This is a genomic window from Streptomyces inusitatus, assembly GCF_014651115.1.
Classification (GTDB): Bacteria; Actinomycetota; Actinomycetes; order Streptomycetales; family Streptomycetaceae; genus Streptomyces; species Streptomyces amakusaensis.
In genome coordinates this window covers 131,347-150,814 of the sequence record NZ_BMWG01000022.1, presented here as the reverse complement: position 1 = coordinate 150,814, position 19,468 = coordinate 131,347, and the positions used below count along the sequence as shown (strand labels likewise).

Sequence of the window (19,468 nt, the reverse complement as noted above, 5' to 3'; positions counted from 1 at the left end):
GATCGTCCGTCCGGTGGTGGGCGTGATGACCGTCGTGATGATCGTCCGTCGTTCCGCCGTGACGACGACCGCGGTGGTCGTCCCAGCGGTGGCGGTGGGTATGGCCGTCGTGACGACCGTCCGTCGTCCGGTGGTGGCGGCGGTTTCCGCCGCGATGACCGTCCGTCCGGTGGGGCTCCGCGTCGTGACGACCGCCCGTCCGGCGGCGGTTTCCGTCGGGACGACCGTCCCTCCGGCGGTGGCGGTTTCCGTCGCGATGACCGCCCCTCGGGTGGTGACTTCCGTCGTGATGACCGGCCGTCCGGTGGTGGCTACGGTCGACGCGATGACCGGCCGTCGTCCGGCGGTGGCGGTTATGGCCGTCGTGATGACGACCGTGACCGCGGTGGTTACCGTGGCTCCCGGGATGACCGTGGTGGTCGTCCCAGCGGTGGTGGCGGCGGTGGCTATGGCCGTCGTGACGACCGGGGCCGGGATGACCGTGGTGGCTATGGCCGTAGGGATGACCGCGACCGTCCGGACCGTGAGCCGATCAAGCGGCTGCCGATTCCGGATGATGTCACCGGTCACGAGATCGACCAGGATGTGCGGCAGGAGCTTCTGAGCCTGCCGAAGGGGCTGGCCGAGGATGTCTCCAGGAACCTTGTCATGGTCGCCAAGCTGATCGACGAGGACCCGGAGCAGGCTTATGGCTACTCCAGGGTCGCGCTTCGGCTGGCCTCCAGGGTGGCCGCGGTTCGTGAGGCGGCCGGTTTTGCCGCGTATGCCACGCAGCGGTACACCGAGGCGCTGGCGGAGTTCCGTGCTTCGCGCCGGATGACCGGCAGTGTGGAGCTGTGGCCCGTCATGGCGGACTGCGAGCGGGGACTCGGGCGCCCCGAGCGGGCGCTGGCCATGGCCGGGGAGCCCGAGGTGCAGAAGCTCGACAAGGCCGGTCAGGTGGAGATGCGCCTGGTCGCGGCCGGTGCGCGCCGGGACATGGACCAGCTCGACGCCGCGATCGTGACGCTTCAGAGCCCGGAGCTGGCTTCCAACTCCGTGCAGCCCTGGACCCCGCGACTGCGGTACGCCTACGCGGACGCGCTGCTCGCGGCCGGCCGTGAGGACGACGCGCGTGAGTGGTTCGCCAAGACGCTGGAGTCCGACAAGGACGGCGTGACCGACGCGTCCGACCGGCTCGCCGAGCTGGACGGGGTCGAGTTCGTCGACGCCGTGAGCGAGGACGAGCCGGACGAGGTCGACGAGGTCGATGAGGACGAGCTGCTCGACCAGGAGCGGCGCGAGATCGACCGGCCCGAGTTCGACGACGAGGCTGATGACGAGGCCGTTGCCGAGGCTGAGGCCGAGGACGACATCGAGGACGGCGACGACCGCCGCGACGACAAGTAGTCGGTGAGACATGAAGGGCGGCACCTCGCGGTGCCGCCCTTCTGTCATTCCAGGGTCAGACTTCTGAGCACCAGACCGGTCGCGGGCTTGGGGCCGAAGGAGGTGGACTTGCGGGGCATGGTCACGCCCTCGCGGGCCAGCTCCCGTACGACCTCCTCCCGTACCGGATGCATCAGCACCGCCGTACCGCCGTGGCGTTCCGCCTGGGTGACGGCGGCCTCCGTGTCGTGGATGTAGGCGATGTGCTCCGGGGCGTCCGGGATCCGCCAGAGGTGGTCGAGGAGGGTGGCGTGGAGGACGGTCGCGTCCAGGGTGCGCCAGGCTTCGGGGCGGTCGGTTCGCACGGTACGGGAGAGAAGTGCCGGGTCCGGGCGGTCCAGCAGATGGAAGGCGCCGTCGCCGGCGAGGAGGAAGGCGTTGCCTCCGGTGGAGGTCTCGGCGAGGGTCTCCATGGCCCGGTCGAGCGGTACGCCGAGACGCCGGACGCGGAAGGAGTCGCCGAGGGCGGCCAGGGCATCGGCGACCGGCAGCCGGTGCAGCAGCCGGTGGATCGCGCGGACGCGCAGCGGGTGGTGGGCCGAGTCGATCAGCAGGACCAGTCCGTATCCCCAGGGGCCGGTGGCGTCCGGGTGTTCGGCGCGCAGCCGGAGATAGGTGGCCCAGCGGTGGTGGCCGTCGGCGATCAGTGCCTGGCGGCCCGCCAGATCGTTCTGGATCTCGGCGAGTTCGCCGGGGTCGGTGACGGCCCACAGCCGGTGGCTGAAGCCGTCCTCCGTGGTGGTGGCGAGCAGCGGTGTCCGCAGCGCGGTGCGTTCGACGACGGCGGTGGTGCCGGTGGTGGAGCCGCCTGTGCTGCGGTAGGTGAGCAGCAGCGGTTCGAGATTGGCTCCGGTGGTGCGCATCAGTTCCGCGCGGTCGGCCACGATGTCCGGCATCACGTCCTCGTGGGGGAGGACGATCCCTTCGGACGGTTCGGTCAGGGCGAGTGCGCCGATGACCCCGCGCTGGAGGAGGTCGCCGTGGCGCTGCTCGTACACATAGAGGGCGGGTCGGGGGTCGGGGGCGAGGACGCCTTCGTCCAGCCAGCGGGTGAGGGTGTCGGCCGCCCGGCGGTGGCGGGCGCCGGGGGTGGGCGCCTGCGGCAGGATCAGCCGGACGATGTTGTGCGGATCAGCCGATTCCAGATGGTGGAGTCCATCGGGCCGTACGACGACGTCGTAGGGCGGGGAGGTCACGGCGGCGAGAGAACCGACCCGCTCGGGGACGTACCGGAGTCCACGGAAGGGGATCAGGCGCAGACCGTCATTGGCCGCGGGACCTTCGCAGTTCATCCGTGCATCGTATGTGGGGCGGGCGATGAGCGATGATCGGGGGGAGTGGACGTTCGATCGAGGAGCAGAGACGGATGAGTCAGCTGAGCAGGACCCGGCCGGGTGCGAGCGCGAAGGCGCTGAGCGAGGCGTACGACACCGCGCTGTTGGACCTGGACGGTGTGGTGTACGCGGGTGGTGAGGCGATCGCGTACGCCGTTGACTCGCTGTTGGCGGCCCGGGCGGACGGGATGCGGCTGGCGTATGTGACGAACAACGCGCTGCGTACGCCGGAGGCGGTGGCCGAGCACATCACCGAGCTGGGGGTGGAGACGGCCGCGGCGGATGTCATCAACTCGGCGCAGGCGGTGGCCCGGTTGATCTCCGAGGAGGTGCCGGCCGGGTCCCGGGTGCTGGTGATCGGCGGGGAGGGGCTGAGGGTCGCGCTGCGTGAGCGCGGGCTGGTGCCGGTGGAGTCGGCGGACGACGATCCGGCGGCCGTGGTGCAGGGGTACGGCGGTCCTGAGCTGCCGTGGGGGCGGTTCGCGGAGGCGTGTTACGCCATCGCGCGGGGGGTTCCGTGGTTCGCCTCCAACACGGATCTGACGATTCCGAGTGCTCGGGGGATCGCGCCGGGCAATGGCGCGGCCGTAGAGGTGGTGCGGATCGCGACCGGTGCGGAGCCGAGGGTGGCGGGGAAGCCGCTGCCGCCGATGCACCGGGAGACGGTGCTGCGGACGGGGGCGCGGCGGCCGCTGGTGGTGGGGGACCGGCTGGACACGGACATCGAGGGCGCGTTCAACGGGGGTGTGGACTCGCTGCTGGTGCTGACCGGGGTCACGGACGGGGCGCTGCTGCTGGCCGCGCCGCCGGAGCACCGGCCGACGTATGTGGACGCGGATCTGCGCGGGATGCTGACCGGTCAGCCGGAGGTCGGGGCCGTACCGGGGGGCGGCGGTTTCCGGTGCGGTGGGTGGACGGCCGTGGCCCGTGCCGGGGCGCTGGTGCTGGAGGGTGAGGGGGACGCGATGGACGGGCTGCGGGCGCTGTGCGCGGCGGCCTGGTCGGACGCGGGGGACGGTGTCTGTGGGCTGGACGCGGGCGAGGCGCTGGCCGGGCTGGGTCTGTAGCCCGGGAGGCGGGCGCCGGTGGTCCCTCCTCGGTGAGGGGGACCACCGGGGTCGGGTCAGGCTTCTTCGTCGGCGGCGGTGGTGGTGGCGGCGGCCATGAGATCGTCCTCGGACGCTCCCGCGCGCCAGTAGCCGGTGAACTTCACCCTGCGCCGGTCGAAGCCGCGTTCGCCGACGAGTTGGCGGCGTACCGCCCGTACGGTGGCGGCCTCGCCCGCGATCCAGGCGTACGGGAGGCCGGTCGGCAGCTCGGACGAGCGGATCGCGTCGGGGGTGGCGCCCCGGCCGGTGAGCCAGACGATGTCGGCGTCGGCCCTGGTGGGCAGTGTCTGGCGGTCGGCGGGGTCGTTGAGTTCGATCCAGACGCGGACGGGGGTGGCCGGGGGCAGTGCTTCGAGGATGTTCGCGACGGCGGGGAGCGCGGACTCGTCGCCGGTGAGCAGGATCCAGTCGGTGTCCTCGGGCGGCCGGAAGTCGTATCCGGCGTTCTCCTCGCCGACCGGGGCGAGGAGGCCGAGGACGGAGCCGGGGACGGCGCCGCGGACCCAGCGGGAGGCGGGGCCCAGATCGCCGTGGGTGGCGAAGTCGATCACGATTTCGTCGGGGTCGCGGCGGAGTGAGCGCACGGTGTAGGTGCGCATGATGCCGCGTATGTCGGGGTCGAGGGCGCGCCATGCCGCGTACCAGTCGTCCTGGTCGGTGTCGGGCATGACCGGTTCGTCCTGGCCGGGGTGGGGCAGGAAGAGCTTGACGCGCTGGTCCAGGCCGGCGGTGGCCGCGCGGGCGAGGTCGTCGCCGCCGAAGGTCACCCTGATCATCGACGGAGTGAGCCGCTCGGTGGAGAGGACGTGGAGGCGGAAGAAGGCGTACGGCGCGTCGCTCACGGCTTGAGCTTCTTCGAACGGGTGACGGCGGCGGCGAGCCGCTCCAGGACGGGGGCGTAGCCGGCGTAGCTGTAGCGCTCCTCCATGGCCCAGGGGACGGTCTGGCCCGCCTTGACGGCGGGGAGCCGGGTCCAGGTGGGCTTCTTGGCGAGGTCCTTGGCGGACAGGGCGCTGGAGCGGTTGTCGATCATGATCAGATCGGCGTGGTACTTGTCCGCGTTCTCCCAGCTGAGGAACTCCCAGAAGCCCCAGTCGTCGCTCTTCTTACCCTCGATGAACTCGATGCCGAGGTCCTTGAAGTAGTTGAGGTCGCAGTAGGAGTCGGGGACGGCGACGTACATCTTCTCGGCGTCGCCGGTCATGGCGAGCACCTTGATGCCGCCATTGCGCTCGGCGGCCTCGCGGAGGGTGGCCTCGGCGCGGTCGAAGCGGGCCTTCGCCTCGGTGACCTTGGCGGCCTTGAGGTCGGCTCCGAGGGATTCGGCGAGTTCGGTGTAGCGCTTCAGCGGTTCGAGGAGGGACTTGTGCGCTCCGTCGATCCCGACGGTGGGGGCCAGCTTCTCGATCTTCTTGACGCTCTCCTCCGGGATGTACCAGAGGGCGGGCGGCGGGAACATGTTGCTGATCAGCAGATCGGGGTCGAGCGCCGCGTACTTCTCGACGCTGAACTCGCCCCAGCCCTGGCCGAGGCTGGTGAGCTTGGTGATGTCCAGGTCGCCGGTCTGCGGGTTCGGCTTTCCGTTGACCGGGTCGGTGGGGCCGAAGACTCCGGTGCAGTCGACGCCGTAGTCGTGGAGGGCGGCCGCGGTGCTGACGAAGGCCACGATGTTCTTGGGTCTGGCGTTCGCCTTGGCGGTCTTGCCCCGGTCGTCGGTGAAGGTCCATGAGCCGGCCCCCGCCGCGCTCTTCTTCTCGTCGGTTCCGCAGGCGGTGAGCAGGGCGCCGATGCCGAGCGCCCCGGTGGCGGTGAGAAGGCGTCGGCGGGAGAGGGCAGGGGTGTTCATGGGAGAACTTCCGTCAGACAGAGTTGATGAGAGGGTAGGCTAACCTAACCTTGTGTTGGTCGACAGTACACAAGTCCGCGCGGCGTCCGGATCGGGGCCCGTGCCCGACGGCGTGCCCGCGCAGCCCCCCGTCCCCCGAAGTCGCCATGTGGTGCGGATCGCCGGACTGCTGGCTTCCGTCGTTCTGTTGGTGCTGGTCTGTGTGGCGAGCATCGCGTTCGGCGCGAAGTCGATGCCGCTCTCCGATGTGTGGCACGGCCTCTTCGACAGCGACGGGGTCGGCAACGATGTGATCGTCCGTGAGGTGCGGGTGCCGCGTACCCTGCTCGGGCTGCTCGCCGGTGCGGCTCTCGGGCTCGCCGGGGCGGTGATGCAGGCGCTGACCCGCAATCCGCTCGCGGAGCCCGGACTGCTCGGGGTGAACGCGGGGGCGTCCGCGGCCGTCGTCTCCGCGATCAGCTTTCTCGGGGTCACCTCGCTCACGGGCTATGTCTGGTTCGCCTTCCTCGGCGCGGCCGTCGTCTCCGCCCTCGTCTATGTGCTCGGCGGGAGCCGCGCCGCGAACCCGGTACGGCTGGCGCTCGCCGGAACCGCCGCCACTGCCGCGCTCTACGGCTATATCAACGCCGTACAGCTGCTGGACTCGGCCGCGCTGGACAAGCTGCGCTTCTGGACGGTGGGTTCGCTGGCCTCGGCGGACATGGAGACGATCGCCAAGGTCGCGCCGTTCATCGGCGTCGGCGTGGTGCTCGCGCTGCTGCTGGGACGGCCGCTCAACGCCCTGGAGATGGGCGACGACACGGCCCGCGCGCTCGGCGCGAACCTGGGCCGGACCCGTGTTCTGTCCATGGTGTGTGTGACCCTGCTCTGCGGGGCCGCGACGGCCGCCTGCGGGCCGATCGTCTTCGTCGGTCTGATGATCCCGCATCTCGTCCGCGCCATCACCGGGCCCGACATGCGGTGGATCATGCCGTACGCCGCCGTGCTCGCGCCGGTGCTGCTGCTCGGCGCGGATGTCATCGGCCGGCTGGTGACCCGCCCGGCGGAGCTTCAGGTCGGCATCGTCACCGCGCTGATCGGCGGGCCCGTCTTCATCCAGCTCGTACGCCGCAAGAGGATGGCCAAGCTGTGAAGACCTCGACCAAGACCTCGACCAAGACCTCCACCAAGACCTTGGCCAAGCCCCTGCCCGAGGCCTCGCCGAAGTCCTCGACCGGGTCCGTTCGGGCCGTGCGCACCGGGGGCGGTCTCTCCGTACGGGTCGACCCGCGCGCGGCTCTCGTCTTTCTGCTGCTGACGGGTGTGGCGTTCGCCGCCTCGGTCGTCCTGATCGGCAGCGGCGACTTCCGGATCGCCCCCGGCGACGTCGTCGCCACCCTCCTCGGCAACGGCACGGCGGCCCACGAGTTCGTCGTCCAGGAGCTGCGGCTGCCCAGGATCCTCGTCGGGCTGCTCGTCGGCGCGTCGCTCGCGCTCAGCGGCTCGATCTTCCAGTCGCTCTCCCGCAACCCCCTGGGCAGCCCCGATGTGATCGGCTTCGGCCAGGGCGCGGCTGTCGGCGCGCTCGGCGCGATCGTGCTCTTCCAGGGCACCGCCCTCGCCGTCGCGGGCGGGGCGCTCGTCGGCGGGCTGGTGACCGGTGTCGCGGTCTATCTGCTCGCCTGGAAGCGCGGGGTCCACGGCTACCGCCTGGTGCTCGTCGGCATCGGCGTCGCCGCCGTCCTCACCGCCGTCAACCACTATCTGCTCACCAAGGCCAGCCTGGTGGACGCCACCCGGGCCGTTCTCTGGATGACCGGCTCGCTCGACGGCCGGGACTGGACCCAGGTCTGGCCGCTGCTGGCGGCCTTCGTCCTGCTGGTGCCGGTCGTCGCCTGGTACGCGCGGCCGCTGCGGGTGCTGGAGATGGGCGACGACGCGGCCTATGCCCTCGGGGTGCCCGTGGAGCGCGCGCGGCTGGTGATGATGGCCGCCGGAGTGCTGCTGATGGCCGCCGCGACCGCCGCCGCCGGGCCGATCGCCTTCGTCGCGCTCAGCGCGCCCCAACTGGCCCGCCGGCTGACCCGCTCGCCTGGGCCGGGCCTCGCCGCGTCGGCCGCGATGGGCGCGGCCCTGCTGCTCGTCGCGGACTGGGTGGCCGCGGTCGCCTTCGGCGACCGTCAGCTGCCGGTCGGCGTGGTGACGGCGGTGCTCGGCGGCTGCTATCTGCTGTGGCTGCTGGTCACCGAACGGAGAGCGGGACGCATATGACACCGTCGGCACTCCCTGTCGAAGTCGAACCCGTCGAACCCGCCGGACTCCCTGCCGGCCGCCTTGTGAACCCTCGATCCAGGAGCACCACCACCATGCAGCGTCTCACCGCGGAATCGGTCACCCTCGGCTATGACCAGCGGGTCATCGCCGAGAACCTGTCGGTGGAGATACCCGACAACTCCTTCACGGTCATCGTCGGCCCCAACGCCTGCGGCAAGTCCACCCTGCTGCGCGCCCTCTCGCGCATGCTGAAGCCCTCCGAGGGCCGGGTGCTGCTGGACGGGCAGACGATCCACTCGATGCCCGCGAAGAAGGTCGCGAAGACGCTCGGGCTGCTGCCCCAGTCGTCCATCGCCCCCGACGGGATCACCGTCGCCGACCTGGTGGCCCGGGGCCGCTACCCGCACCAGGGGCTGCTGCGGCAGTGGTCGCCGGAGGACGAGCGGATCGTCCAGGAGTCGATGGCGGCGACCGGCGTCGGCGCACTCGCGGACCGATATGTCGACGAACTCTCCGGCGGTCAGCGTCAGCGGGTGTGGATCGCCATGGCCCTGGCCCAGCAGACGCCGCTGCTGCTGCTGGACGAGCCGACCACCTTCCTCGACATCCAGCACCAGCTGGAAGTGCTCGACCTCTGCGCGGAGCTGCACGAGACCCAGGGCCGGACCCTGGTCGCCGTGCTCCACGACCTCAATCAGGCCGCCCGGTACGCCACCCATCTCATCGCCCTGCACGAGGGCAAGGTCGTCGCCGAGGGCGCGCCGTCGGAGGTGGTGACCGCGGAGCTGGTGGAGCGGGTCTTCGGAGTGCGGAGCCAGGTCATCGCGGACCCCGAGTCCGGCACTCCGCTGGTGGTGCCGGTGGCGCGCAAGCGGGCGGTCACGGCGGCTTCCGCGGTGTCCTCCGCTTCCGCCGCTCCCTCCGCCGTGAAGACCCTCTGAGAGGGCCCTTGGGGAGTCCGGGCCCAGGCCGCCGCCGGGCCCGGACCGCGGCCCGGACCCACGGGCCGGACTACAGAAGGGACTTGAGGCGCAGCAGATCGCGGAATCCGGCCTCCAGCCGCACCCGGCCCGAGGCCCATGCCCTGGCGAACTCCAGCTCGCCGTCGACCATCGCCACCAGGTCGTCCCCCGTCATCGTGAGGCGGATCTGCGCCTTGTCGCGCGGCGGCCCGGGGAGGGTGTCGACCACCGTGATCAGGCCATCCTGAAGGCGGCCGACAAAGGTGACATCCAGGTCCTTGATGTGGCAGCTGAGGGATCTGTCGAACGAAGTGACACCGCCTGTGCCGCCCTCCGAGCGCGTGAGTCTGTCGCTGAGTCTTTTGAGCGCGCTGCGGCACTCTTCCGTCGTCGCCATCATGATCGACGGTACCTCAGCGCTTCGCGGTAGCGTCTGGGTCATGAGCGACTCGACGCCGGGCCCGCGCGGCCGCACGCCGGACGGCCCGCCCGCACCCGGCCCCGGTTCCCCGCCCCCGGCCGGCGAACCCGCCGCGCCCGTGCCGCTCGGCGTCCCCCGCCCGCCCACCGGCGACGCCGGGGTGGACGCCCTGCTCGCGCGGCTGGCCGATGCGGACCACCTCCCGGCGGACGGACACCTGGAGGTGTACGAGGATGTACACCGGGGGCTGCGTGCCACGCTGGCCTCGCTCGACGCAAGCCCGGCAGCCGCGCCCGCACCTCGGACGCCGTCGCCGTCACCCTCGTAACGACAACAGGAGCTGAACCGAACGTGGCAGGAGTCGCCCGCCGCCGTCTCGACGCCGAACTGGTACGCCGCAGCCTGGCGCGCTCGCGCGAGCACGCCAGCCAGCTGATCGCCGCCGGGCGGGTGACCGTCGGCGGCAATGTCGCCACCAAACCGGCCACCCAGGTCGAGACGAGCGCCGCCGTCGTCGTCGCCTCCGGCGGCGACGAGCCCGAGTACGTCTCGCGCGGCGGGCACAAGCTCGCCGGGGCGCTGGCGGCCTTCGCCCCCCTCGGGCTGACGGTCGAGGGACGCCGGGCGCTCGACGCCGGAGCGTCCACCGGCGGCTTCACCGATGTGCTGCTGCGCGCGGGCGTCGCACACGTCCTCGCCGTCGACGTGGGCTACGGCCAGCTCGCCTGGTCGCTCCAGAGCGACGACCGGGTGACGGTCAAGGACCGCACCAATGTGCGCGAGCTGACGCTGGAGGCGATCGACGGCGAGCCGGTCGGCCTGGTCGTCGGAGACCTCTCCTTCATCCCGCTCGGGCTGGTGCTCCCGGCGCTGGTGCGGTGCGCCGCCCCCGACGCCGATCTGGTGCTGATGGTCAAGCCCCAGTTCGAGGTGGGCAAGGAGCGTCTCGGCAGCGGCGGCGTGGTGCGCAGCACCGAGCTGCGCAAGGAGGCCGTGCGGACGGTGGCCGCGCAGGCCGCCGCGCTCGGCCTGGGCGTGCTGGGCGTCACCGCCAGCCCGCTCCCCGGTCCCTCCGGGAATGTCGAGTACTTTCTGTGGCTCCGGGCCGGGGCGCCCGAGCTGGATCCGGCGGACGTCGACCGGGCAGTGGCGGAGGGACCTCGGTGACCAGACCAGACGCATCAGCGACACCAGCGACATCGGAGACACCGGAGACATCGGTGGCACCGGTGACGGAGTGCGCCTTCGACACGGCGGAGAACTCCGAGCGCAGGGTGTTCCTGCTCGCGCACACCGGCCGCCCGGCCGCGATCCGCAGCGCCGAACTCGTCGTCCAGGGACTGCTCCGCTGCGGTCTTCGCGTACGCGTCCTGGAGGCCGAGGCCGTCGATCTGCCGCTGCCGCCGTCCGTCGAGACCGTCCCCGAGGCCACGCCCGAGGCGCTCGACGGCTGTGAACTCCTGATCGTGCTGGGCGGCGACGGCACCCTGCTGCGCGGCGCCGCGTTCGCCCGCGCCTCCGGGGTGCCGATGCTCGGCGTCAACCTGGGCCGCGTCGGCTTCCTGGCGGAGGCGGAGCGCGACGACCTCGACAAGGTCGTCGACCGGGTCGTCACCCGGGAGTACGAGGTCGAGGAGCGGATGACCATCGATGTGGTGGTCCGCAGCAATGGGGACATCGTCCATCGCGACTGGGCGCTGAACGAGGCCGCCGTCCAAAAGGTCTCGCCCGAGCGGATGCTGGAGGCGGTCCTGGAGATCGACGGCCGCCCCGTCACCGCGTTCGGCTGCGACGGCATCGTCTGCGCCACCCCGACCGGCTCGACCGCCTACGCCTTCTCGGCGGGCGGCCCGGTGGTCTGGCCGGAGGTCGAGGCGCTGCTGATGGTCCCGATCAGCGCCCATGCGCTGTTCGCGAAGCCGCTGGTCACCGCCCCGACCTCGGTCCTCGCGGTGGAAGTGCAGCCGCACACCCCGCACGGCGTCCTGTGGTGCGACGGCCGCCGTACCGTCGAACTGCCGCCCGGCGCCCGGGTGGAGGTGCGCCGGGGCGCGGTGCCGGTCCGGCTGGCCCGGCTGCACCACGCGTCCTTCACCGACCGGCTGGTGGCCAAGTTCGCGCTGCCCGTCTCCGGATGGCGGGGAGTCCCGGGCTGAGCGGGCCCGGTGCACACCCCGCCGTGATCATCAGTTCGGGTGACGGGCCGGGGCGCCGCCCGCCCCCGGGGGGCTCTCGCGCCGGGCGCGAGCCGTGTCCCGAGGGGACCGGAGTGGGGTCGGCGTCGCGCCGTGCCGGCGAAACCTCGTATGGTCGTGTCCGTGTTGGAGGAGATGAGGATACGGTCGCTCGGGGTCATCGACGACGCTGTCGTCGAGCTGTCGCCCGGTTTCACCGCGGTGACCGGCGAGACGGGCGCCGGCAAGACCATGGTCGTCACCAGCCTGGGGCTGCTGCTCGGCGGACGGGCCGATCCGGCGCTGGTGCGGATCGGCGCGAAAGCGGCGGTGGTGGAGGGCCGGATCGGCGTACCCGCCGGTGCTCCGGCCGCGCTGCGCGCGGAGGAGGCGGGGGCCGAACTCGACGACGGCACACTGCTGATCAGCCGGACCGTCTCCGCCGAGGGCCGCTCCAGGGCGCACCTCGGCGGGCGCTCGGTGCCGGTGGGGGTGCTGGCCGAACTCGCCGACGACCTCGTCGCCGTCCACGGCCAGACCGATCAGCAGGGGCTGCTGCGCCCGGCCCGGCAGCGCGAGGCGCTCGACCGGTACGCGGGGGACGCGGTCACCGGTCCGCACACCGCGTACACCGCCGCCTATCGGGGGCTGCGGGCCGTCACCGCCGAACTCGCCGAGCTGACCACCCGGGCCCGGGAGCGGGTCCAGGAGGCGGATCTGCTGAGGTTCGGGCTCGATGAGATCGCCGCCGTCGCCCCCCGGGCCGGGGAGGACGTGGAACTCGCCGCCGAGGCCGAGCGCCTCGGGCACGCCGAGGCCCTCGCCTCCGCCGCCGCCCTCGCCCACACCGCGCTGGTCGGGGACCCGGAGGACCCGGAGGGCGTGGACGCGGCGACCCTGGTCTCGGGCGCGGGCCGGGCGCTGGACGCCGTACGCTCGCACGATCCCGCGCTCGCCGCGCTCGCCGAGCGGACGGGCGAGATCTCCATCCTGCTCGCCGACGTCGCGGGCGAACTCGCCGGATACGCGGACCGGCTGGACGCCGACCCGCGTCGGCTCTCCGCCGTCGAGGAGCGCCGTGCCGCGCTCGCCTCGCTGACCCGGAAGTACGGCGACACCGTCGACTCCGTGCTGGCCTGGTCGGACCGGAGCGCCGCCCGCCTCACCGAGCTGGACGGCGACGACGGCCGCATCGAGGAGCTGACCGCCGAGCGGGACGCCCTGCGCGCCGAACTCTCCGTCCTCGCGCGCACGCTGACCGAGGTCCGCACGGAGGCCGCCGCGCGCTTCGCCGAAGCCGTCACCGAGGAGCTGGCCTCGCTGGCGATGCCGCACGCGCGGGTGTCGTTCGCCCTCCGTCTGACCGAGTGCGACGAGGACGCCGGGGTGGAGATCGACGGCCGGACGGTGGCGTACGGCCCGCACGGCGTGGACGAGGTCGAGCTGCTGCTCGCCCCGCACCCGGGAGCGCCGCCGCGGCCGATCGCCAAGGGCGCGTCCGGCGGCGAGCTGTCGCGGGTGATGCTGGCGGTCGAGGTCGTCTTCGCCGGGACCGACCCCGTACCCACCTATCTCTTCGACGAGGTCGACGCGGGCGTCGGCGGCAGGGCGGCGGTCGAGATCGGCCGCCGGCTGGCGAAGCTCGCGAAGACCGCGCAGGTCGTCGTGGTGACCCATCTGCCGCAGGTGGCCGCGTTCGCGGACCGTCAGCTGCTGGTGGAGAAGACCCACGACGGTTCGGTGACCAGCAGCGGGGTCACCGTCCTGGAGGGCGAGGACCGGGTGCGCGAGCTGTCGCGGATGCTGGCGGGCCAGGAGGACTCCCGGGCGGCGCGCGCCCACGCGGAAGAACTGCTGGCGGCGGCCCGGACCGAGGTCTAGAACCGCCGCCGCCCCCACAGGTTCACCCGAGTGGGTGAACCGGGGGCGGGGTGTGGCCAGCGCGCGCACAGGGACGGTGCCGGAACGCGCGTACGGGCTGGCATTCTTGGCGGGTGACACAGCTGCGTACGGTGCAAGTGCTGGGCGGCGGCGGTGCGGGCAGCGGTGCGCACGTCCGGTCGTTGGCCGCCGGGCTGGTGGCGCGGGGGGTGCGGGTGACCGTGTGCGCCCCGGCCGAGCTGGAGGACCTCTACGACTTCCCGGCCGCCGGGGCCGGTTTCGCGCCGGTGCCCGGACGCGGTGACCCGGCGGCGCTGGGCGCGCTCAGATCGGTCTGCGCGGCCGCCGACGTGGTGCACGCGCACGGGCCGCACGCGGGGGTGCGGGCCGCGCTGGCGCTCAGCGGGCTGCGGATACCGCTCGTCGTCACCTGGCACACCCGGGGTCAGGACGGCGGGGCCCGGGGGCGGGTGCTGCGGCTGCTGGAGCGGCGGGCGGCGCGGGCGGCGGCGGTGGCGCTCGGGAGCTGTTCCGAGCTGGTCGACCGGGCCCGGCTGCGCGGTGCCCGTGACGCGCGGCTGGCCCCGCTCGCGATGCCCGCGCCCTCGGGGCGTCCGGCCGGCCGGGCCGCGCTGACCAGGGCCGGGCTCGGGGTGGGGGATCGTCCTCTGGTGCTGGCGGTGGGCGGTCTGACGCCGGAGCGGGGGTATCGGACGCTGCTGGACGCGGCCGGCTGGTGGCGGCGGCTGGATCCGGCGCCGCTGGTGCTGATCGCGGGGGAGGGCCGGGGGCGGGCGGCGCTGGAGCGCCGGATCGCCTCGGAGGAGCTGCCGGTGCGGCTGCTGGGCCGCCGTGACGACATCGCCGAACTTCTCGTGGCCTCGGACGTCGCGGTGGTGCCGAGCCGCTGGGAGGCCCGCTCCCCGCTCGCGCAGGAGGCCCTGCGGCTGGGGGTGCCGCTGGTCGCCACCGCCGTCGGCGGGGTGCCCGAGCTGGTCGGGGACGCGGCCGAGCTGGTGCCGTACGGGGATGTGGGGGCGCTCGCCGGAGCGGTCGCCGGGCTGCTGGGGGACCGGGTGCGCCGGGCCGAGCTGGTGCGGGCCGGTCCGGCGCAGGCGGCCGGGTGGCCCACGGAGGACGAGACCGTGGCCCAGGTGCTGAGCGTCTACGACGAGCTGGTCGCCCGCTGACCCCCGCTTCCGCTTCCGGGCCCGGTCTGTCGGGCTCGGAAGCGGAAACAGAGGGGTCCTATCCTCCGTACGCCCCCGACGCGGTGAGCCGCAGCGCCGTGTCGATCAGAGGAACATGGCTGAAAGCCTGCGGGAAGTTGCCGACCTGACGCTGGAGCCGGGAGTCCCACTCCTCCGCGAGCAGTCCCAGATCGTTACGGAGGGCGAGCAGCCGTTCGAAGAGCTTGCGGGCCTCGTCGACCCGCCCGATCATCGCCAGGTCGTCCGCCATCCAGAACGAGCAGGCGAGGAACGCGCCCTCGTCGCCCGCCAGGCCGTCGAGGCCCGCTTCCCCGCCCGCGGTGGGGTAGCGCAGGATGAAGCCGTCCTCCGTGGACAGCTCGCGCTGGATCGCCTCGATGGTGCCGATGACGCGCTTGTCGTCCGGCGGGAGGAAGCCCATCTGCGGGATGAGCAGGAGTGAGGCGTCCAGCTCCTGGGAGCCGTAGGACTGGGTGAAGGTGTTGCGCTCGGGGTCGTACCCCTTCTCGCAGACATCGCGGTGGATGTCGTCGCGCAGTTGCCGCCACCGCTCCAGCGGTCCGTCGGCGTCGCCGGACTCGATGAGTTTGATGGTCCGGTCGACGGCGACCCAGGCCATCACCTTGGAGTGGACGAAGTGGCGGCGCGGGCCGCGCACCTCCCAGATCCCCTCGTCCGGTTCGCTCCAGTGCTTCTCCAGATACTGGATCAGCCGGAGCTGGAGCAGCGAGGCGTAGTCGTTGCGCGCCAGGCCCGTCATATGGGCCAGGTGCAGGGCCTCGGTGACCTCGCCGTACACATCGAGCTGGAGCTGATGGGCCGCGCCGTTGCCCACGCGTACCGGGCCCGAGTTCTCGTAGCCGGGCAGCCAGTCCAGTTCGGCTTCGCCCAGTTCCCGTTCGCCGGCGATGCCGTACATGATCTGGAGGTTCTCCGGGTCGCCCGCGACGGCCCGCAGCAGCCATTCGCGCCAGGCGAGCGCCTCTTCCCGGTAGCCGGTGCGCAGCAGTGAGGAGAGGGTGATCGCGGCGTCCCGCAGCCAGGTGTAGCGGTAGTCCCAGTTCCGTACGCCGCCGATCTCCTCCGGGAGGGAGGTGGTGGGCGCGGCGACGATTCCGCCGGTCGGCGCGTAGGTGAGGGCCTTGAGGGTGATCAGTGAGCGGATCACGGCCTCGCGGTAGGGCCCGTGGTACGTACAGTGCTCGACCCACTCCCGCCAGAACTCCCCGGTCGCCTCCAGCGCGGCTTCCGGTTCGGGGAGCGCGGGCGGCCGGTGGTGCGAGGGCTGCCAGCTGATGGTGAAGGCGATCCGTTCACCGGGGGAGACGGTGAAGTCGGAGTAGGTGGTGAGGTCCTTGCCGTAGGTCTCGGTCTCGGTGTCCAGCCAGACCGAGTCGGGTCCGGCGACGGCGACCGTGCGGCCGTCGACCTTGTGGACCCAGGGGGTGATCCGTCCGTAGCTGAAGCGCATCCGCAGCGCGGAGCGCATCGGCACCCGCCCGGAAACGCCCTCCACGATCCTGATCACTTGCGGAGCCCCGTCGCGCGGCGGCATGAAGTCGGTCACTCGGACCGTGCCGCGCGGTGTGTCCCATTCCGACTCCAGAATCAGGGAGTCGCCGCGATAGCGCCGCCGGTCGGCCGCGGGCGGCTCGGCGTGTGCGGGATGGGCGGGGCCCATTCTCCAGAATCCGTGCTCCTCGGTACCGAGCAGCCCGGCAAAGACGGCATGCGAGTCGAAGCGCGGGAGGCACAGCCAGTCGACTGTGCCGTCCCGGCAGACCAGTGCGGCGGTCTGCATGTCTCCGATGAGTGCGTAATCCTCGATGCGCCCGGCCACGTGCATCTCCAGTCGAACGGCCATGTCCGCCCCTTGGGGCGCTTACTTGGCGTCAAGGGTCGCCGACGAGCCAGGGGGCACGGGTTGAAGTCGGGGATGTCGCTTTTGGCCTGTGTCACCCGTCGCCCACCACCACCCCGCTCAATTGAGCGCACCCCTGCGCGTTGCTCCGTAAAGCGAGTGTCCGAGCAGGATACGACGCACCGGGGAGTTCCGCGTGGCGGTCTCGACAACCCGAGTGAGCCGAACGAGTGAGCCAAGAGTGAATGGCTGGTGAAGGAGGTACGGGAGTGACTACGCGTGGCCGGAAGCGGTCCATCGGAGTCGCTGATACCCTGGTATCCCGTGGACCGGTGGCCCGCCTGTACTCAGTCAGGAGCCCCGCAACCGCAGCGACGGCCCCTCCCTGAACAGCCGGGAGGACGCCGGCACGCACCTCACCCTCGCGACCACGGGAGCCCCCTCTTGGCGATGCCGCCCAAATCCATGACGACCAAGCACATCTTCGTCACCGGGGGTGTCGCTTCCTCCCTCGGCAAGGGCCTGACGGCCTCCAGCCTGGGTGCGCTGCTGAAGGCGCGGGGCCTGCGGGTCACGATGCAGAAGCTCGACCCCTATCTGAACGTCGACCCGGGCACGATGAACCCCTTCCAGCACGGCGAGGTGTTCGTCACCAACGACGGCGCCGAGACCGACCTGGACATCGGCCACTACGAGCGCTTCCTCGACGTCGACCTCGACGGCTCCGCGAACGTCACCACCGGGCAGGTCTACTCCCAGGTGATCGCCAAGGAGCGGCGCGGCGAGTACCTGGGCGACACCGTCCAGGTCATCCCGCACATCACCAACGAGATCAAGCACCGCATCCGCCGGATGGCGACCGACGACGTCGACGTCGTCATCACCGAGGTCGGCGGCACGGTCGGCGACATCGAGTCGCTGCCGTTCCTGGAGACCGTCCGCCAGGTCCGCCACGAGGTCGGCCGGGACAATGTCTTCGTCGTCCACATCTCGCTGCTGCCCTACATCGGCCCCTCCGGCGAGCTGAAGACCAAGCCCACCCAGCACTCGGTCGCCGCCCTGCGGAACATCGGCATCCAGCCCGACGCCATCGTGCTGCGCGCCGACCGCGAGGTCCCGGTCGCCATCAAGCGCAAGATCTCGCTGATGTGCGACGTGGACGAGGCCGCCGTGGTCGCCGCCATCGACGCCAAGTCGATCTACGACATCCCCAAGGTGCTCCACACCGAGGGCCTGGACGCCTATGTCGTGCGCAAGCTCGACCTGCCCTTCCGCGATGTCGACTGGACGGTCTGGGAAGACCTGCTGGACCGGGTCCACAACCCCGACCACGAGGTCACCGTCGCACTGGTCGGCAAGTACATCGACCTGCCCGACGCCTATCTCTCGGTCACCGAGGCGCTGCGCGCGGGCGGCTTCGCCAACCGCGCCCGGGTCAAGGTGAAGTGGGTCACCTCCGACGATTGCAAGACCCCCGCCGAGGCGGCCCGCCACCTCGGCGACGTCGACGCGATCTGCATCCCCGGCGGCTTCGGCGACCGGGGCGTCAGCGGCAAGGTCGGCGCGATCCAGTACGCCCGAGAGAACCGGGTGCCGCTGCTCGGCCTCTGCCTGGGCCTCCAGTGCATCGTGATCGAGGCGGCCCGCAACCTCGCCGGCATCCCCGACGCCAACTCCACCGAGTTCGACGCCGCCACCGCCCACCCGGTGATCTCCACCATGGAGGAGCAGCTGGCGTACGTCGAGGGCGCGGGCGACCTGGGCGGCACCATGCGCCTCGGGCTCTACCCGGCCAAGCTGGCCGAGGGCTCGGTCGTCCGCGAGACCTACGGCGACCAGCCGTACGTGGAGGAGCGCCACCGCCACCGCTACGAGGTGAACAACGCCTACCGCGCGGAGCTGGAGAAGAAGGCGGGCATCGTCTTCTCCGGGACCAGCCCGGACAACAAGCTGGTCGAGTACGTCGAGTACCCGCGTGAGACGCACCCCTACCTGGTCGCCACCCAGGCGCACCCGGAGCTGACCTCGCGTCCCACCCGCCCCCACCCGCTCTTCGCCGGACTGGTGAAGGCCGCCGTGGAGCGCAAGACCGGCGAGTGACCGGCAGGCATTACCGTTGACCGGGGTACGCGTCCGTTCGCCGACGCGTACCCCGGTCTATTTTTTGCGGGTCTATTTTTTGTGGTTTTCTGCGGGAGGACGACAGACATGGCGATTGAGGACACCCCCGAACAGTGGCGGGTCACCGCGACCGCGACCCCCTTCCGGGGCAATAAGACGAGCGTCCGCACGGACGACGTGGTCATGCCCGACGGCACGGTCGTCCACCGCGACTACCAGGTCCACCCCGGCTCGGTCGCCATCCTCGCCCTCGACGGCGAGGGCCGCGCGGTTGTGCTGCGCCAGTACCGCCACCCGGTCCGGCAGCGGCTCTGGGAGATCCCGGCCGGACTGCTCGACATCCCCGGCGAGAACCCGCTGCACGCCGCCCAGCGCGAGCTGTACGAGGAGGCCCACGTCAAGGCCGAGGACTGGCGGGTGCTGACCGACGTCTACACCACCCCCGGCGGCTGCGACGAAGCCGTACGGATCTTCCTCGCCCGGGAGCTCTCGGAGGCGGACGGCGAGCGGTACGAGGTCTCCCACGAGGAGGCCGACATGGAGCAGGCCCGGGTGCCGCTGCCCGAGCTGGTGCGCGGCGCGCTCGCCGGCGAGCTGCACAACAACTCGCTGGTGGTGGCGGTCATGGCGGCCACCGCCGCGCTCGCGGGGGAGGGCTTCGACGCGCTGCGGCCGGCCGAGGCGCCCTGGCCCGCGCGCCCCTTCGAGGCCTGACCGCCGCGCCCGGCCCTCCTGCCCCGCCGCGCCTTTCGCGGCCGCCCGCCGGGGGCTGTGGAGGGCCGGGCGGGGCCCGGGCGGGGTGCGGCCAAATGCCCCAACAGTCCGATGATCTTTCGATCTGATTAATCCGATCAGGCGATATATCGG

Annotated in this window: 17 protein-coding genes and 1 pseudogene; 12 read left to right on the top strand and 6 right to left on the bottom strand. The window is 72.0% G+C overall.

The genetic code is table 11. The annotated features are described in order from the left end of the window. Positions 1–570: pseudogene (locus IE247_RS34835) on the bottom strand (hypothetical protein); the annotation flags it as partial. Between the two features lie 15 nt (positions 571–585). On the opposite strand from IE247_RS34835, the gene IE247_RS27125 reads away from it, so the two are divergent. Beyond that, the gene (locus tag IE247_RS27125; RefSeq protein ID WP_194681018.1) at positions 586–1,389 is read left to right on the top strand and encodes a tetratricopeptide repeat protein; all 804 of its coding nucleotides are present in this window, start codon (positions 586–588) and stop codon (positions 1,387–1,389) included. 44 nt (positions 1,390–1,433) lie between these two features. Here IE247_RS27125 and IE247_RS27120 read toward each other — a convergent pair whose 3' ends face one another. Further along, on the bottom strand, positions 1,434–2,720 hold the full coding sequence (locus IE247_RS27120) for a DUF1015 domain-containing protein (protein ID WP_190125922.1): 1,287 nt from the start codon (positions 2,718–2,720) through the stop codon (positions 1,434–1,436). A gap of 74 nt (positions 2,721–2,794) precedes the next feature. Here IE247_RS27120 and IE247_RS27115 point away from each other — a divergent pair, with 74 nt between their 5' ends. Next, a complete protein-coding gene (locus IE247_RS27115; protein ID WP_190125921.1) occupies positions 2,795–3,829 on the top strand; it encodes an HAD-IIA family hydrolase in 1,035 nt (344 codons plus the stop codon). A gap of 56 nt (positions 3,830–3,885) precedes the next feature. On the opposite strand, the gene IE247_RS27110 is transcribed toward IE247_RS27115, so the two are convergent. Then, the gene (locus IE247_RS27110) at positions 3,886–4,713 is read right to left on the bottom strand and encodes a siderophore-interacting protein (RefSeq protein WP_190125920.1); all 828 of its coding nucleotides are present in this window, start codon (positions 4,711–4,713) and stop codon (positions 3,886–3,888) included. Then, positions 4,710–5,717 carry an ABC transporter substrate-binding protein gene (locus tag IE247_RS27105; protein WP_190125919.1) on the bottom strand — a complete coding sequence of 336 codons (1,008 nt, stop codon included), beginning with the start codon at positions 5,715–5,717 and terminating at the stop codon, positions 4,710–4,712. The genes IE247_RS27110 and IE247_RS27105 overlap by 4 nt, the downstream gene beginning before the upstream one ends. Before the next feature lie 100 nt (positions 5,718–5,817). Between IE247_RS27105 and IE247_RS27100 the strand changes: the two genes are divergently transcribed. From IE247_RS27100 to IE247_RS27090, 3 genes are all read left to right on the top strand, one after another. Continuing rightward, a complete protein-coding gene (locus tag IE247_RS27100; protein ID WP_190125918.1) occupies positions 5,818–6,849 on the top strand; it encodes a FecCD family ABC transporter permease in 1,032 nt (343 codons plus the stop codon). Positions 6,850–6,890: 41 nt separating this feature from the next. Beyond that, positions 6,891–7,967: a FecCD family ABC transporter permease gene (locus IE247_RS27095; protein ID WP_373305614.1), complete on the top strand. Its 1,077-nt coding sequence runs from the start codon at positions 6,891–6,893 to the stop codon at positions 7,965–7,967. 95 nt (positions 7,968–8,062) lie between these two features. Next, complete coding sequence (locus IE247_RS27090; RefSeq protein WP_190125917.1) at positions 8,063–8,911, top strand: ABC transporter ATP-binding protein; 849 nt, start codon at positions 8,063–8,065, stop codon at positions 8,909–8,911. Positions 8,912–8,981: 70 nt separating this feature from the next. Here the strand turns inward: IE247_RS27090 and IE247_RS27085 are convergent, their stop codons facing one another. Beyond that, positions 8,982–9,329, bottom strand: coding sequence for a sterol-binding protein (locus tag IE247_RS27085; protein WP_190125916.1), 348 nt, complete (start codon positions 9,327–9,329; stop codon positions 8,982–8,984). Between the two features lie 43 nt (positions 9,330–9,372). On the opposite strand from IE247_RS27085, the gene IE247_RS27080 reads away from it, so the two are divergent. From IE247_RS27080 to IE247_RS27060, 5 genes are all read left to right on the top strand, one after another. Beyond that, positions 9,373–9,681, top strand: a complete 309-nt coding sequence (locus tag IE247_RS27080) for a hypothetical protein (RefSeq protein WP_229869373.1) — start codon at positions 9,373–9,375, stop codon at positions 9,679–9,681. 23 nt (positions 9,682–9,704) lie between these two features. Further along, the gene (locus IE247_RS27075; protein ID WP_190125915.1) at positions 9,705–10,520 is read left to right on the top strand and encodes a TlyA family RNA methyltransferase; all 816 of its coding nucleotides are present in this window, start codon (positions 9,705–9,707) and stop codon (positions 10,518–10,520) included. 53 nt (positions 10,521–10,573) lie between these two features. Then, a complete protein-coding gene (locus IE247_RS27070) occupies positions 10,574–11,509 on the top strand; it encodes an NAD kinase (protein WP_373305612.1) in 936 nt (311 codons plus the stop codon). A gap of 150 nt (positions 11,510–11,659) precedes the next feature. Continuing rightward, positions 11,660–13,408, top strand: a complete 1,749-nt coding sequence (gene recN, locus IE247_RS27065) for a DNA repair protein RecN (protein WP_190125914.1) — start codon at positions 11,660–11,662, stop codon at positions 13,406–13,408. A gap of 113 nt (positions 13,409–13,521) precedes the next feature. Continuing rightward, the gene (locus IE247_RS27060; protein ID WP_190125913.1) at positions 13,522–14,598 is read left to right on the top strand and encodes a glycosyltransferase family 4 protein; all 1,077 of its coding nucleotides are present in this window, start codon (positions 13,522–13,524) and stop codon (positions 14,596–14,598) included. 58 nt (positions 14,599–14,656) lie between these two features. Here IE247_RS27060 and IE247_RS27055 read toward each other — a convergent pair whose 3' ends face one another. Then, a complete protein-coding gene (locus IE247_RS27055; RefSeq protein ID WP_190125929.1) occupies positions 14,657–16,459 on the bottom strand; it encodes a glycoside hydrolase family 15 protein in 1,803 nt (600 codons plus the stop codon). Between the two features lie 471 nt (positions 16,460–16,930). Here IE247_RS27055 and pyrG point away from each other — a divergent pair, with 471 nt between their 5' ends. Then, complete coding sequence (pyrG, locus tag IE247_RS27050) at positions 16,931–18,580, top strand: CTP synthase (protein WP_190125912.1); 1,650 nt, start codon at positions 16,931–16,933, stop codon at positions 18,578–18,580. A gap of 108 nt (positions 18,581–18,688) precedes the next feature. Continuing rightward, positions 18,689–19,315: an NUDIX domain-containing protein gene (locus IE247_RS27045; protein WP_190125911.1), complete on the top strand. Its 627-nt coding sequence runs from the start codon at positions 18,689–18,691 to the stop codon at positions 19,313–19,315. Positions 19,316–19,468 lie beyond the last annotated feature (153 nt).

Coding starts and splice junctions, on each gene's coding strand:
- IE247_RS27120 (WP_190125922.1), bottom strand. CDS start 2,720: ATGAACTGCGAAGGTCCCGCGGCCAATGACGGTCTGCGCCTGATCCCC.
- IE247_RS27090 (WP_190125917.1), top strand. CDS start 8,063: ATGCAGCGTCTCACCGCGGAATCGGTCACCCTCGGCTATGACCAGCGG.
- IE247_RS27085 (WP_190125916.1), bottom strand. CDS start 9,329: ATGGCGACGACGGAAGAGTGCCGCAGCGCGCTCAAAAGACTCAGCGAC.
- pyrG (WP_190125912.1), top strand. CDS start 16,931: ATGCCGCCCAAATCCATGACGACCAAGCACATCTTCGTCACCGGGGGT.
- IE247_RS27045 (WP_190125911.1), top strand. CDS start 18,689: ATGGCGATTGAGGACACCCCCGAACAGTGGCGGGTCACCGCGACCGCG.
- IE247_RS27105 (WP_190125919.1), bottom strand. CDS start 5,717: ATGAACACCCCTGCCCTCTCCCGCCGACGCCTTCTCACCGCCACCGGG.
- IE247_RS27115 (WP_190125921.1), top strand. CDS start 2,795: ATGAGTCAGCTGAGCAGGACCCGGCCGGGTGCGAGCGCGAAGGCGCTG.
- recN (WP_190125914.1), top strand. CDS start 11,660: ATGGTCGTGTCCGTGTTGGAGGAGATGAGGATACGGTCGCTCGGGGTC.
- IE247_RS27080 (WP_229869373.1), top strand. CDS start 9,373: ATGAGCGACTCGACGCCGGGCCCGCGCGGCCGCACGCCGGACGGCCCG.